Genomic DNA, 13,455 nt, shown 5'->3' with positions numbered 1-13,455 from the left:
TACTCTCAATTTTTAGGGAAATAACGAATAGAAATTAATAATATAAGGAGAATTTGTGAATGACTCAAAAATAATAGTTGAAACAGTGAAAGAAGAGAAGGAGTTTATTTCTAACAGGAGGAATTTTTTACTGTGGACTTTATTCAAAACTAAATGTAAAGGTGGATACATAATGACAGTAAAGAAGCTTTATTTCATCCCAGCAGGTCGTTGTATGTTAGATCATTCTTCTGTTAATAGTACGCTTACACCGGGAAATTTATTGAACTTACCTGTATGGTGCTATCTTCTGGATACAGAAGAGGGGCTTATTTTAGTAGATACAGGTATGCCAGAAAGTGCGGTTAATAATGAAGGTCTTTTTAACGGTACATTTGTCGAAGGGCAGGTTTTACCGAAAATGACTGAAGAAGATAGAATCGTGAATATTTTAAAACGGGTTGGTTATGAGCCGGAAGACCTTCTTTATATTATTAGTTCTCACTTGCATTTTGATCATGCAGGAGGAAATGGCGCATTTATAAATACACCAATCTTTGTACAGCGTGCTGAATATGAGGCGGCACAACATAGTGAAGAATATATGAAAGAATGTAAATTGCCGAATTTAAACTACAAAATCATTGAAGGGGATTATGAAGTAGTACCAGGAGTTCAATTATTGTATACACCAGGACATACTCCGGGGCATCAGTCACTATTAATTAAGACAGAAAAATCTGGTCCTGTATTATTAACGATTGATGCATCTTATACGAAAGAGAATTTTGAAGATGAAGTGCCGTTTGCTGGATTTGATCCAGAATTAGCTTTATCTTCAATTAAACGTTTAAAAGAAGTTGTAATGAAAGAGAAGCCGATTGTTTTCTTTGGACATGATATAGAACAGGAAAAGGGATGTAAAGTGTTCCCAGAATATATATAGTGCAAAAAGTCATGAGTTTATTCGCTCATGACTTTTCGTTTAAATAATTTTTTTAAATAAGTTATAAACTTTTTTGGAACTGTCTTCATTTAATTGATAGTACGTAAGGTTTACATCATCAGGAGTATCTTGTTGAGCAATCATTACTTCGTTATTGTGATGGTCAACTACCCATATGAAATATTTTTTATAAGTTCCATCTTCGAAAGTAATCCACATATCACAATCTATTAAATCTGATCCTTCTTCATCTAATGTTAATTTTCCTTTTTTGGCGGTATCCATACTGTTAATGAAAGTTTTTAATTCATCTGTTTTCGTGAGAAAGATATCCTTTTTTGTTTTTATTGACTCGACATGTATATCTTTTATTTCCTGTTTTCCTAAAAAGACAGGGGGCTCATTCGGGTCTCTTTGCGTTGAAATGATAGTAGCTTTCTTCTTTGGTTTATTTGCTGTATAGAAATCTTGAATAGATTTCCCTGAATTTAAAAACCATACGATACCAAAAATAATCAATGCGCTACCTAGCAGTAAAATGATTTTCTTAATAGAATATTCTCCTCTCTATTACTTCGTATGAAGAGTGTTTCTATTAATATATGATAGGTAAGCACAAAGTATTATAGTTGAACTTGGTTATGCTTCACAGTTTTTATCGGACGATCCACGAGTAAATTGTAAGTGAGCCCGATTAGTACGAAAATACCACCGACAACTTTGCCCATAGAGAGTTCGTGTGACAAGATGAAATCAATGATAGTCCCCGCAAATAATTGTCCAATAAAGATGAGTAACGTTAAATAAAATGCTGATATTTTAGGAGTGATATAGTTGGATAATGAAATAACGATAACGCCTACTAATCCTCCTAAGTAAACAGCGATAGGAATAGACTGCAACGTATGAACAGGAATGTACATTGAATCTGAGCTGAAAATTAAAAATAACATAGAGAAAAATAATCCAGTAATATAATTAAAAAACGTGCCTTCCCAATTTCCAATCTTCGCTGCTAAATTTGCGTTAATAATTCTAGCCACAACGATAGAAACACCAGCTAAAATAGCGATCGTAATATATAACATTTTTCTGCCTCCATTAATAAATTGTCATGATTATAATTCCGGAAGAGATGAAACATAATCCAATTAGTTTTTTCTTTTCAAACTTTGCAACTTTCATTCCTAATAAGCCGAAATGATCAATAACGATGGAAGCAATGGATTGACCAAGTAAACTTAATGCGATCGTAATAGAGGCACCAAGGACAGAGAAACTTATATTATTAAAAAGAACAGTGAATACCCCAATTGCTCCAGCACTATATAGAAAAAGTGGAATACCTTTATCGAAACGAATTTTATTTTTGTTTATGATTAAAACGAAAATAACTGCAATTAAACCGACAAGGTGAATGACAACGCTTGCTGTATACTTGCCAATTAATTCAGATAAAATCCCATTCAATGGAAGCATAACGGCGATGAGCACACCAATAAAGACAGAAAGAAAGTTATACAATGTAATATCCCCTTTGTATTTCATATTTGTAATGAATGTATCATGCTGAAATTGTGTATTACTATGACATATGTCATAGTGGAAGAAGAAAATTTTGATTACAATGGGGATGAGTTGTAAAGGCGGGGGAACTATGAAGAAAATATGTAATTCTATTAAATTAGCAGAGTATATGAAACAAAATAATATTGACTCCTTTTTTAGTAATGATATGAAACCGTATATGGAACTCATATTTTTTAAAAAGAACGAGTTTATTTGTAGAGAAAATGAAGAGATAGATTATTTATTTTTCTTCGTTGAGGGAAAAGCGAAAGCGTTTAATACATTAAGTAACGGTAAATCTGTATTATTATGCTTTTATGATAGTTTGCAGCTGTTAGGGGATGTGGAGTTAATTCATTCTCAAAAGACTGCTTCAAACGTACAAGTGATGGCAGATTCATATTGTGTTGGTTTACCTTTAGGAAAAGTGAGAAATCAACTATTTCATGATGCGAAATTTTTACGATGTATTTGCGGATCATTAGCACATAAATTAAATCGACTTTCAAAAAACAGTACAATTAATTTACTATATCCACTTGAAAATAGACTTGCGAGTTACATGTTAGCAGCCGGGGAACGAGCGGTGCAGCATGGAAATAGAATTGTGTTTAGTGGGAATTTAACGGAAACAGCTGAATTGTTAGGAACGAGTTATCGACACCTATTACGCACATTAAATATTTTTTGTGATAAAGAGATTATAAAGAAGAACAATGGTTGCTTTGAAGTAGTGAATGTGGATGTTTTGAGGGAACTGGCGGCAGATGTTTATAAATAGGAGGAGATTATAAATGATTACACCTATATTTAGAATTTTTGATATTGAAAAAGCAAAGCTATTTTACATAGATTTTTTAGGATTTAAACTGAATTGGGAACATCGGTATGAGGAACATATGCCATTATATATGCAAATTTCGTTACATGATGCTGTAATACATTTATCAGAGCATCATGGGGATGCTTCGCCAGGTGGTGCGATTCGGGTCAAAATAGATAATGTAGAGGGTTATCATTCTATATTATTGAATAAAGAATATGCGTATTCAAAACCTGATATAGAGGGAACACCGTGGGATACAATGGAATTAACTGTGATTGATCCGTTTTTAAATAGAATTATATTTTATGAGGAAAAGGTTTAGAAATTGAGATATCCTAAATAATTTATCAAAGTAGGTGCTACAATGAATAGGAAAATAGCGATCATTTCAGATGTTCATGGAAATAGTCACGCGTTAAAAGCTGTATTAAAAGATATTGCACGTCGTAATGTCGAAATGATAATCAATTTAGGCGATAGCGTGTATGGGCCGTTAGATCCTTTAGAGACAATTGAAATATTAATGAATAACGAGATGATACATATTAAGGGAAACTGCGATCGCATGCTTTGGGAACCTATACAAGAGCAGTCTGCTACACTAACTTTTGTCCAAAATCAATTAACAGAAAGTCATATAGATTGGCTAAAACAACATCCTTCGCAATGTATTGTAGACGATATTTTATTTTGTCATGGTACACCAACTTCAGATGAGGTGTATTTACTAGAAGAGATGGACGAGAATGGTGCAGTATTAAAGAGTGAAAAAAATATATTGGATCAACTCCAAAATATAGAACAAAAAATAATAGTATGTGGTCATACGCATATTCCTAGAGTTGTTTATTTGGCAAACGGTAAGATAGTTATAAATCCAGGGAGTGTAGGACTTCCTGCATACAAAGATGAATTACCTGTTATACATAAAATGGAGTCGGGAACCCCGCACGCAAAATATGTAGTGATAGAAGAGGTTTTTGGAGAATGGATAATTGAAAAAATTTCAGTTCCTTATAATTGGGAAGAAGCTGCGGGGTTAGCTGTTCAACAGGAAAGGCATGACTGGGCACAGGCACTAAAGACTGGGAAGATAGAATGAAGGGGAGTTTACTTTATAATAAACTGCTCTTTTTTATTTTGAGTAAATATTGAATGATGTAAAAATAAAGTGTTATGATTACAGAAACGTATGAATATATGAACAAGTATTCATGTATTGTGAGAGGGAGGGGATTAGAATGAAAGATATAATTATCGTTGGAGCTGGTCAAGCTGGATTAACAATGGGATATTACTTGAAGCAAGAAGGGTATAATTTTTTATTACTTGAGGCAGGAAACCGAATTGGGGATTCATGGAGAAACAGATATGATTCTTTACAGCTCTTCACACCGAGGGAATACAGTAGTTTACCAGGTATGATAGTAAAAGGAGAAGGACAGGGATTTCCATGTAAAGATGAAATGGCAACGTATTTAGAAGAATATGCAAGGCACTTTACATTACCGGTCCAATTGCAAACCGAAATTTTTAAAATAAAGAAAGAAAAAGATATATTCGAATTACATACTCCTACAGAAACTTTACAATCAAAAAAGGTTGTTATCGCAACAGGTGGTTTTCAGCAACCATACATCCCCTCATTTTCACAACATCTTTCATCGCATGTTTTTCAAGTACATTCATCACAATATAAATCACCATCACAAATTCCTAAGGGAAAAGTACTAGTAGTAGGTGGCGGGAATTCCGGAATGCAAATCGCAGTAGAACTTGCAAAAACTCATGAAGTTACAATGTCTATCAGTCATCCGCTAACATTTTTACCGTTACATCTTTTTGGAAAAAGTATTTTTAGTTGGTTAGAAAAATTGGGTTTATTGTACGCTGAGCTAAATACAAAGAGGGGAAAGTGGTTTCAGAAGAGAAAGGATCCTATTTTTGGTTTTGCAGGTAAAAAACTTATTCGTAGTGGGGCAATTAAACTAGAGGAAAAAGTGGTTCGTGCATCAGAGAATAATATTATGTTTCAAAATGGTGGCACATATAGTGCAGAAAGCATTATATGGTCAACTGGTTTTATTCAGAACTATAAATGGATTGAAATAGAAAAGGCAGTGAATGGGAATGGATTTCCTAATCATGTAAGAGGAATAAGTCCAGTAAAAGGATTATATTATATCGGTTTGCCGTGGCAATCTCAAAGGGGCTCTGCACTTATTTGTGGTGTAGGAAAGGATGCAGCGTATTTACTTTCTGAAATCAAAAAAATAGATCAGTAGCAACAACTACTGATCATCCATATGTACATGAATTAGGAGAGGTCAATCATTTATTAACTTTATTATAATAGATTTTCATGGGAATAAAAACTGAAAATTCTAATTTTATGTTGAGAAAGTTTTTTGTATCGAAATATATGAAAGAATAAGGATTTTTAGTGAAAGGAAATATGATATCTATATTTTAATAAATTGTGATATAGTTTATAAAGAATAGATTACCTAAGATGTTATTTTATTACATAGAGGTCGCGTTTTGGATTAAGGAAGGGGGAAATGGTTGTGAAGTTTGATGATCAACGCTTGCTAGGGGTACGATTAGGCTCTGTACTTGTAACAGAGGAAAATCAATATTTAGTAATTAAGAAAAAAGATCATTATGCATTATTAAATATACATAATTTAGAATGCACACATGTTGAAGTGCAGTTAGAACATGTTGAAGAAATGTTGCAGGAAGATTTCCAAGAAAGTATAACGGAGATTATCGCACCAGAACATATAAAAATTGTTGCGAAAAATATAATATAAAGAAAGAAGCTGGAAGGAACAGCTTCTTTCTTTTCATTATAAGGATAACGTTTTTAAGACGTCACCAATAATCCCTTCCATTTGATGAACACCTAAGTCAGTGTTCGTCATTATAACAGCAGCATTACCTCGGTATGGATAGCATACTAGCATACATTGAAATCCAACGCCCCATCCAAGTGAATACATTTGTAAGTCTTCATTCGAATCATCTAGAAAAACCCCTAACCCAGTCCATTTTGAGCAACCTTGAGGAGAAATCATATCTTGTATTAATTTTTGAGAAAGTTTTAGTCTGCCCTGTCCTTGCAAGGAATGAATGATTTCAATTACTAAAGTTGATAAGTCTGTTGGTGTTGTCCAAATACCTGAAGCAGCTGCGAATGGATAAAATGGATACTTCTCATTTGTAACGGTGCCATCTTTATTATGCCCACAAGCAAAGGCCTCCATTTTTTTTATATCTTCAGTAGAGAATACTCTACTATTCTTCAGCTGCAGTGGCTGAAAGATATATTCTTCAAGTAAAAGGTTGAATGTTTTTCCGGTTATATCTTCAAGTAGTAGTTCGATAATACAAAAGTTTGCATCAGAGTAGTGAAATTCACTTTCTGGTTTATAAGTTATCTCTATCGGTACTGGGCAATAGGATGTTTTACCAACAAGGATTTCAGACATGTTTGGTCGCCCTTGTACAAGTGTATAATGTTCAAAACTATTAGGAGGATCAATAATTCCAGATTGGTGACTTAATAAATTTCGCAATGTGACTTTTTTATGGGAGGTAAATAGATTGGTAGGTATGTTCCAAGATGTGAGTTTAACATTTACGTCTTCGTCTAAATGCACGATTTCTTGATCTGATAACGTTAATACAAGCATTGTAGTGAAGAATTTACTAATTGAACAAGAATTGAATATGGAATCCGTAGTGACAGTTCTAGTTGTTCCAGATTCAAGTGTTCCGAAAGTAGCGACTTCGTCTAGTGTGCCGTCACGTATAACGGCAAGGCTTAAACCTGCAACGGAATATTGGTTCATTTTTTCGTATATATTGTTACTTTTTAAGTTCATAGTGACTCCTTTCTTCGAAAAGACAGAATGTTAGTTCTATTATACAGTAGTTAATAGAGAGAATGAGAGAAAAAGAAAAAACTTCATCTTTTATCGATGAAGTTTTTTTTAGTTAATTCGAAGTGAATGTTTTAAAAAATTTATCTCGGTACATGTACATTAGCCATGAGGTTGTTAGTAAGGAAATAATGATTTGTTTGTTTTGAATTGGCGCATTGAAAACAAGCCAGCCAATGATATCAAATAATACATGTAGTGCAAATGAAAGAACTACAAATTGTAGTAACGTCTTAAAAAATCTTTTCATAATGTGTCCCCCTAAAATAAAAGGTATTATCAATAGTGTTGTATATTACTATTATACATTAAATGTGTCTTGTGGTAAAATTTACATAAGTTAGTGAAATAAAACAAATGAAAGCTAATGAGGAGGAATAGTCATGGAATTTTGGATGATCATACCGATAGCGGTCTTTGGGTTTATTTATATTGGTGAAAAATTAAATAGAATCGAAAAGAAAACGGATGCACGTTTAAAGAGAATGGAAGATAGATTACAGCTAATTACGAAAGAAATGGGAATTATAGATAGAGAACCTGAAATTAATAAAGAGTTGCGTCAGCTTATGGAGGAAGGAAAAACAGTTACAGCAGTTAAGAGAGTCAGAGAAGCTTTTGGTTTTTCCTTATTAGAAGCGAAGCAATATGTTGATAAATTATAAAAAAGATCATCCATTTGGGTGATCTTTTTCATTTTACCATACGTGTATTTACATAAGCAGCGATTATAACGTGGCCAATTATAATGATAGGAAATAAGATTTTTGCATTAGGAGTAGTGAAGACACTGCCAATTGTGGCAATAGCACCAGCAGTTAAATTATAAAGGCCAACTATTTTCGATAACTTTCCTTTATTTGGTACACGGCGTTCATTGAATCCTGATAAGAGCCAAGTGTATTGTTTAACTCCGATGAAATAAGCTAGTGCAAATGAAATGATTGCTAGTATGAATAATGATGGAGAAGCGAAGAGAGTCATTGAAAACACCTCCGTTAAAGGGCTGTAAATAAATTATAGTATGAATGTTATAATTTAACAAAATACATTTTTGATTTTAAGTGTAATAGAAAAACGGAGTATTTATCATGAAGGGAGATTAAGTATGGATATTGTGGAATTCCAGAGATATGTATCAAATTTCAGTAAAGAAAAAGGATTTCAAGATACAACAATTGAAGAGCGTACAATGTATGCGATGGCGGAATTAGGTGAATTAGCGGAAGTTATATTAAAGCGTGATAAAATACAAGATTCGAAAAGAGAGATTGGTTTAGAAATGTTTGATGTCATTTGGAATGTATGTGATTTAGCAAACAAATTAGAAATTGATTTAGGGAAGGCATTTGAAGAAAAAATGAGGATAAATAAAAAGCGTGAATGGTAGGTAGGATTTTAATTTGTAAAGATGGGGGATACGGATGAAAAAGAAGCTTATTATAGGAGGAGTCTTTACCTTAATTAGTGTAATGAGTGTTGTCGCTTACTTAGTTTTTCAAGGCATATTTATTCCGAATCAAATAAGTGCGGATAAGTATGAAATAAAAGGTGTAGATGTCGCATCGTATCAAGGTGATATAGATTGGAGGGAGTTGGAAAAGCAAAATATGAAGTTTGCGTTTATAAAGGCTACTGAAGGAAGCGCATTTGTGGATAAGTACTTTGCGAAAAATTGGACGAATGCGAATAAGACAAGTATGCGCGTCGGAGCGTATCATTTTTTTAGTTTTGATAGTAAGGGTGAAACACAAGCAGAGCAATATATACGAACTGTTTCAAAATATAAACAAGCATTGCCACCCGTAATTGATGTTGAGTTTTATGCTGACAAAAAAGATAATCCCCCTAAGCGTGAAGATGTTGTGAAAGAGTTGTCGGTCATGATTGAAATGTTAGAAAAACATTACGGTAAGAAAGTAATATTGTATGCAACTCAAGAGGCATATGATTTGTATATAAAGAATGCGTATCCCCAATGTGATATATGGATTCGTAGTGTTTTTACAGAACCGAGTTTATCTGATGAGAGAAAGTGGACGTTTTGGCAATACACGAACCGCGGGAGATTAAATGGTTATAATGGAAAAGAGAAGTATATTGATTTGAATGTATTTTATGGGAACGAGGAAGAGTTTGAGAATTATGGAATAAAAGATTAAGTTTTAAAGCGTACAAAATTTGTGCGCTTTTTATTAATGTTATGAAAAATATGTAAGAAAAGATGGAACAAACATTTGAGATGAATTGTCTAATATAGGTAATAACTATTTTGTTTGAAAGAAAGGGTGGAGAAAATGAAAAATACATTATTAAAAGTAGGGGTATGTGTAAGTTTACTAGGAGCAACTCAATTTATTAGTACGATTTCTTCTGTGAAAGCGGAACAAAAGCTAGAGCAAAAAGTAATGAAAAATGAGACAGGAACCATTTCAATTTCTCAGTTAAACAAAAATGTGTGGGTTCATACGGAGTTAGGTTATTTTAACGGAGAAGCAGTTCCTTCGAACGGTCTAGTTCTCACTACTTCTAAAGGGTTAGTACTTGTCGACTCTTCTTGGGATGATAAGTTAACGAAGGAATTAATAGAGATGGTAGAAAAGAAATTTAAGAAGCGCGTAACGGATGTCATTATTACACATGCGCACGCTGATCGAATTGGCGGAATAAAAACGTTGAAAGAAAGAGGCATTAAAGCGCATAGTACAGCATTGACTGCAGAATTAGCAAAGATAAATGGTTATGAAGAACCACTTGGAGATTTACAAACCAGTACGAATTTGAAGTTTGGAAATATGAAAGTAGAAACGTTTTATCCAGGGAAAGGACATACAGAAGATAATATCGTCGTATGGCTACCGCAATACAATATTTTAGCTGGGGGCTGTTTAGTGAAATCAGCGTCCGCTAAAGATTTAGGAAACGTGGCTGATGCTTATGTAAATGAATGGTCTACATCGATTGAGAACGTGCTGACGCGCTATAGAAATATAAATGCAGTAGTGCCTGGTCATGGAGAAGTAGGGGACAGAGGATTACTTTTACATACATTGGATTTGTTGAAATAAAAAAACGAGGAGAAACAATTTTCTCCTCGTTTTCTTCTAATTATATTTAAATGCGAAGCCTGCATATGTTACTGAGATTTTAATTCCAAGTATACAAATACCAGTACCGTCATAATTGCTATAACAACGTAAGTAGCATCAAGCATTATAAGTGTTTTTAAAGTTTCAGTCATCCTCATTCACCCCTGGTATGAAAATATAACATAATCTCTTATCAATTAAATCAGAGATTATAAAGATAACAATGTACATGAAATTTCTTAAGTATTTCTATATAAATATATCATATAAATAATGTAAGTAATGTTAAGATAGTGTAAATGTATTGTAAAGAAAGAGGGGGCTCATCATGTTTATAAATCTTTTTGTTTGTAAATACTATGTATCTCTCAAGTGCCAGGTAGAAAACAGTTATAACATGTGAAAAAACTTACTTTGACACATCAATCACAATGCTAGTTGTTACTACATTTTCTTCTATTACTTCTACCTGTACTTGTTCATCGTTTCTCCAATTGATATTGAAGTTGTCTGTCGTATACATTTCCTTAAGAGTGACCTCTTTATATTTTTCTAAAATGCCACCTCTTTTCCCATAATAGATTCTTACAGTTGAACTGGGACTTGGTCCTTTTGATTTTATTGTTTCTCTAAGCTCGATAATATTTATGAGATTTGGAGATTCACTTTTTTGAAAGGTAAAGGAACTGACCACTTTTTGTACCTTCTTAAAAACAGGACCATTGGATTTATTGGATATGTTAAATTCCACAACTTCGGGTACGGATTCTTTTTCTCGTAGCGTTATCGTTGCTTCATAATCGTTTTTCCAATCTATGGAAACGTCTGAGGAGTCGAGACGTTCCCCGTCATTTGCAATACTTGTGTCAAAATGTTCCCATAAGCCGTATTTAATTCTGACGGGAGCGGGACCAAGAGAAGAGTCTGAATCTAGTTTCACTACTTTAATCGTATTTTTATTATTTGGAGAATGACTTTTTTTAAGTGTAATGTCCTGTAAATACAAAATGTAAGACAAACAGCCTACTACTAAAATAATTGGAATTAAGATACGTAAGGCAGTAATGGGACGTCTCCGTGTCGCTTTTTTCTTAGTGCTTTTACTATTTTGTTCAAGTTCTTTTTCAATACTCGTTTGAACCGTTACTTTTGGCGGGCGAATAAGCCACCAAATGAAAGCTATAAGTAGTAAGCAAAGAGGTATTCCTTGAATAAAGAAAAAACCTTTCCAAAAATCAAGTCTCGTACTATATGGAGAATCTGTTGCCATCACCCCTATAAAAAGGGCCACTGGACTTGCAAGTATATTTACCCCTAAACCAATCAATATGAATGAAAGATTTTTATTCCTAATTTTTCGTGACCCAGCCATAATAAACAGAAATACTGCAATACCAAGTATAAGAAACAGTGTTCCGTAATAAAACATCATGTATACCATATTATCCCTCCATACCTTTAATTGTACCATCAGTAAGGAAAATTTTGTGAAATGTTAGGTGGATATGATATTTGTATTCCGTAAAAGTGCGCCGATATATGATGCGAATAAATCATGTGCAAGTATGAATATCAGGATACAGTAAAAATATTATGTCAACAATGTGAACTATCACAAATTTTTATATGTTATTGTGATTGATATCACACCCCTTTTCCTCAATGGGTATTATGCTTGATTTGTAAGGAATGATTGGGAGAGGGTGGGATGATCATGTTTTGTTATCAATGTGAACAAACGCCAACAGGCGGATGTAAAGTAATAGGTGTTTGCGGTAAAAATGAAACAATTGCAAGTTTACAAGATACGATTGTGTTTGGATTAAAAGGAATTGCTGCTTATCGTACGCATGCTGCTCAGCTAGGGTATACGGATGCATTTGTAGATGCTACGACGCAAGAAGCATTGTATATGACATTAACCAATTCTAACTTTAACGAACAAGAACATATTGATATGGCTATGAAAGTAGGGCAATCCGCTTTACGAGTGATGGAGTTGTTAGATGAGGCACATACGAATCATTTTGGTGTTCCAGAGCCTGTTCAAATTACACAAAACCATGTAGAAGGTAAAGCAATTGTAGTTACTGGCCATAATTTATTTGCATTAGAAGAGTTATTAAAACAAACAGAAGGAAAAGAAGTTAATATTTATACGCATTCTGAAATGTTACCAGCACACGGATATCCGCAGCTGAAAAAATATAAACATTTAAAAGGAAACATCGGTAAAGCATGGTATGATCAACGACGTCTTTTTGAAAAATTTACAGGTGCGATATTAGCGACAACGAACTGTGTTATGCCAATTAAAGGATCATACTCTGATCGATTCTTTTCATATGATATTGCAGGTTTAGAGGGTGTACAAAAAATTGAAAAAGATGATTTCACGCCGTTGATTCAAAAAGCGCTAGAACTTCCAGAAGTACATATGGAATCGGATGAACAGTTAGTAACAGGGTTTCATCATAATACAGTATTATCATTAGCTCCGGAAATTATTGAGGCAGTAAAAGAAGGGAAGATTAAGCGTTTCTTTGTTATCGCAGGTTGTGATGCCCCGGGAAAAGGCGGAGAATATTATCGTGAATTAGCAACGTCACTGCCGCCAGAAACAGTTATTTTAACGACTTCTTGCGGGAAGTTCCGCTTTAATGATGTGGATTACGGTGTTGTACCTGGTACAGAGATTCCACGTTACATTGACTTAGGGCAATGCAATAATTCAATTTCTACAGTGAAAATAGCAGCCGCTTTAGCAGATGCATTTGAATGCGAAGTGAACGAATTGCCAGTTAGTATTGTCCTATCATGGTTTGAACAAAAAGCGGTTGCGATTTTACTTGGACTATTTAGTCTTGGCATTCAAGATATTCGCATCGGTCCAAAGGCGCCTGAATTTATTTCACCTGGCGTGCTTGATGTATTACAAGAAACATTCGGTTTGAAATTGATTACAAATGCAGCGGAAGATATGGAAATGATGTTATCGTAATAAAAGGATGATTTGTCTTATTAAGAAGAAGAGCTAGTCTATAGCATCCCAAAACAAAAATGTAGAATATTTGTTTTGGGGTATTTTCTTTTCTTAGA

General features: G+C 33.8%; 18 protein-coding genes. 11 read left to right on the top strand and 7 right to left on the bottom strand.

Going from position 1 to position 13,455, the window contains the following annotated elements; genetic code table 11:
• Window positions 1–172: 172 nt before the first annotated feature.
• Complete coding sequence (gene aiiA, locus MR113_RS13485; protein WP_242254777.1) at window positions 173–925, top strand: quorum-quenching N-acyl homoserine lactonase AiiA; 753 nt, start codon at window positions 173–175, stop codon at window positions 923–925.
• Between the two features lie 39 nt (window positions 926–964).
• On the opposite strand, the gene MR113_RS13480 is transcribed toward aiiA, so the two are convergent.
• From MR113_RS13480 to MR113_RS13470, 3 genes are all read right to left on the bottom strand, one after another.
• Entirely contained in the window at window positions 965–1,459 is a 495-nt protein-coding gene (locus MR113_RS13480; protein ID WP_144535124.1) for a hypothetical protein, read from the bottom strand.
• A gap of 89 nt (window positions 1,460–1,548) precedes the next feature.
• Window positions 1,549–2,013, bottom strand: coding sequence for a DMT family transporter (locus MR113_RS13475; RefSeq protein WP_242254775.1), 465 nt, complete (start codon window positions 2,011–2,013; stop codon window positions 1,549–1,551).
• 13 nt (window positions 2,014–2,026) lie between these two features.
• Window positions 2,027–2,473, bottom strand: coding sequence for a DMT family transporter (locus MR113_RS13470; protein ID WP_242241939.1), 447 nt, complete (start codon window positions 2,471–2,473; stop codon window positions 2,027–2,029).
• A 109-nt stretch (window positions 2,474–2,582) separates the two neighbouring features.
• On the opposite strand from MR113_RS13470, the gene yeiL reads away from it, so the two are divergent.
• The 5 genes from yeiL to MR113_RS13445 all read left to right on the top strand — a co-directional run bounded on the left by yeiL (window position 2,583) and on the right by MR113_RS13445 (window position 6,136).
• Window positions 2,583–3,275: a transcriptional regulator YeiL gene (gene yeiL, locus MR113_RS13465; protein ID WP_061677641.1), complete on the top strand. Its 693-nt coding sequence runs from the start codon at window positions 2,583–2,585 to the stop codon at window positions 3,273–3,275.
• Between the two features lie 13 nt (window positions 3,276–3,288).
• Window positions 3,289–3,642, top strand: a complete 354-nt coding sequence (locus MR113_RS13460; RefSeq protein ID WP_242254773.1) for a glyoxalase superfamily protein — start codon at window positions 3,289–3,291, stop codon at window positions 3,640–3,642.
• 42 nt (window positions 3,643–3,684) lie between these two features.
• Window positions 3,685–4,422, top strand: a complete 738-nt coding sequence (locus MR113_RS13455) for a metallophosphoesterase family protein (RefSeq protein WP_098375107.1) — start codon at window positions 3,685–3,687, stop codon at window positions 4,420–4,422.
• Between the two features lie 139 nt (window positions 4,423–4,561).
• On the top strand, window positions 4,562–5,605 hold the full coding sequence (locus tag MR113_RS13450; RefSeq protein WP_061677636.1) for a flavin-containing monooxygenase: 1,044 nt from the start codon (window positions 4,562–4,564) through the stop codon (window positions 5,603–5,605).
• Between the two features lie 282 nt (window positions 5,606–5,887).
• A complete protein-coding gene (locus MR113_RS13445) occupies window positions 5,888–6,136 on the top strand; it encodes a hypothetical protein (protein WP_061677634.1) in 249 nt (82 codons plus the stop codon).
• 36 nt (window positions 6,137–6,172) lie between these two features.
• Here the strand turns inward: MR113_RS13445 and MR113_RS13440 are convergent, their stop codons facing one another.
• Both MR113_RS13440 and MR113_RS13435 read right to left on the bottom strand, forming a co-directional pair.
• Window positions 6,173–7,210, bottom strand: coding sequence for a serine hydrolase domain-containing protein (locus MR113_RS13440; protein ID WP_242254770.1), 1,038 nt, complete (start codon window positions 7,208–7,210; stop codon window positions 6,173–6,175).
• 112 nt (window positions 7,211–7,322) lie between these two features.
• Window positions 7,323–7,517, bottom strand: coding sequence for a hypothetical protein (locus MR113_RS13435; RefSeq protein ID WP_242254768.1), 195 nt, complete (start codon window positions 7,515–7,517; stop codon window positions 7,323–7,325).
• Window positions 7,518–7,650: 133 nt separating this feature from the next.
• Between MR113_RS13435 and MR113_RS13430 the strand changes: the two genes are divergently transcribed.
• A complete protein-coding gene (locus MR113_RS13430; protein WP_242254766.1) occupies window positions 7,651–7,932 on the top strand; it encodes a hypothetical protein in 282 nt (93 codons plus the stop codon).
• Window positions 7,933–7,960: 28 nt separating this feature from the next.
• Here MR113_RS13430 and MR113_RS13425 read toward each other — a convergent pair whose 3' ends face one another.
• A complete protein-coding gene (locus MR113_RS13425) occupies window positions 7,961–8,251 on the bottom strand; it encodes a DUF3784 domain-containing protein (RefSeq protein ID WP_242254764.1) in 291 nt (96 codons plus the stop codon).
• A gap of 124 nt (window positions 8,252–8,375) precedes the next feature.
• On the opposite strand from MR113_RS13425, the gene MR113_RS13420 reads away from it, so the two are divergent.
• From MR113_RS13420 to bla2, 3 genes are all read left to right on the top strand, one after another.
• The gene (locus MR113_RS13420) at window positions 8,376–8,657 is read left to right on the top strand and encodes a MazG nucleotide pyrophosphohydrolase domain-containing protein (RefSeq protein WP_242254763.1); all 282 of its coding nucleotides are present in this window, start codon (window positions 8,376–8,378) and stop codon (window positions 8,655–8,657) included.
• A 34-nt stretch (window positions 8,658–8,691) separates the two neighbouring features.
• Window positions 8,692–9,429, top strand: a complete 738-nt coding sequence (locus tag MR113_RS13415) for a glycoside hydrolase family 25 protein (RefSeq protein ID WP_242254762.1) — start codon at window positions 8,692–8,694, stop codon at window positions 9,427–9,429.
• A gap of 135 nt (window positions 9,430–9,564) precedes the next feature.
• Window positions 9,565–10,335, top strand: coding sequence for a BcII family subclass B1 metallo-beta-lactamase (gene bla2, locus MR113_RS13410; RefSeq protein ID WP_242254761.1), 771 nt, complete (start codon window positions 9,565–9,567; stop codon window positions 10,333–10,335).
• 430 nt (window positions 10,336–10,765) lie between these two features.
• Here the strand turns inward: bla2 and MR113_RS13405 are convergent, their stop codons facing one another.
• Window positions 10,766–11,797, bottom strand: coding sequence for an MFS transporter (locus MR113_RS13405; RefSeq protein WP_242254760.1), 1,032 nt, complete (start codon window positions 11,795–11,797; stop codon window positions 10,766–10,768).
• 273 nt (window positions 11,798–12,070) lie between these two features.
• Here MR113_RS13405 and hcp point away from each other — a divergent pair, with 273 nt between their 5' ends.
• Window positions 12,071–13,357: a hydroxylamine reductase gene (gene hcp / locus MR113_RS13400; protein ID WP_242254759.1), complete on the top strand. Its 1,287-nt coding sequence runs from the start codon at window positions 12,071–12,073 to the stop codon at window positions 13,355–13,357.
• Window positions 13,358–13,455 lie beyond the last annotated feature (98 nt).

This window comes from Bacillus cereus group sp. BfR-BA-01379, assembly GCF_022663605.1.
In the GTDB taxonomy this organism is placed as follows: Bacteria; Bacillota; Bacilli; order Bacillales; family Bacillaceae_G; genus Bacillus_A; species Bacillus_A mobilis.
The sequence above is the reverse complement of the archived record's forward strand: the minus strand, read 5'-3'. Positions and strand labels throughout refer to the sequence as shown.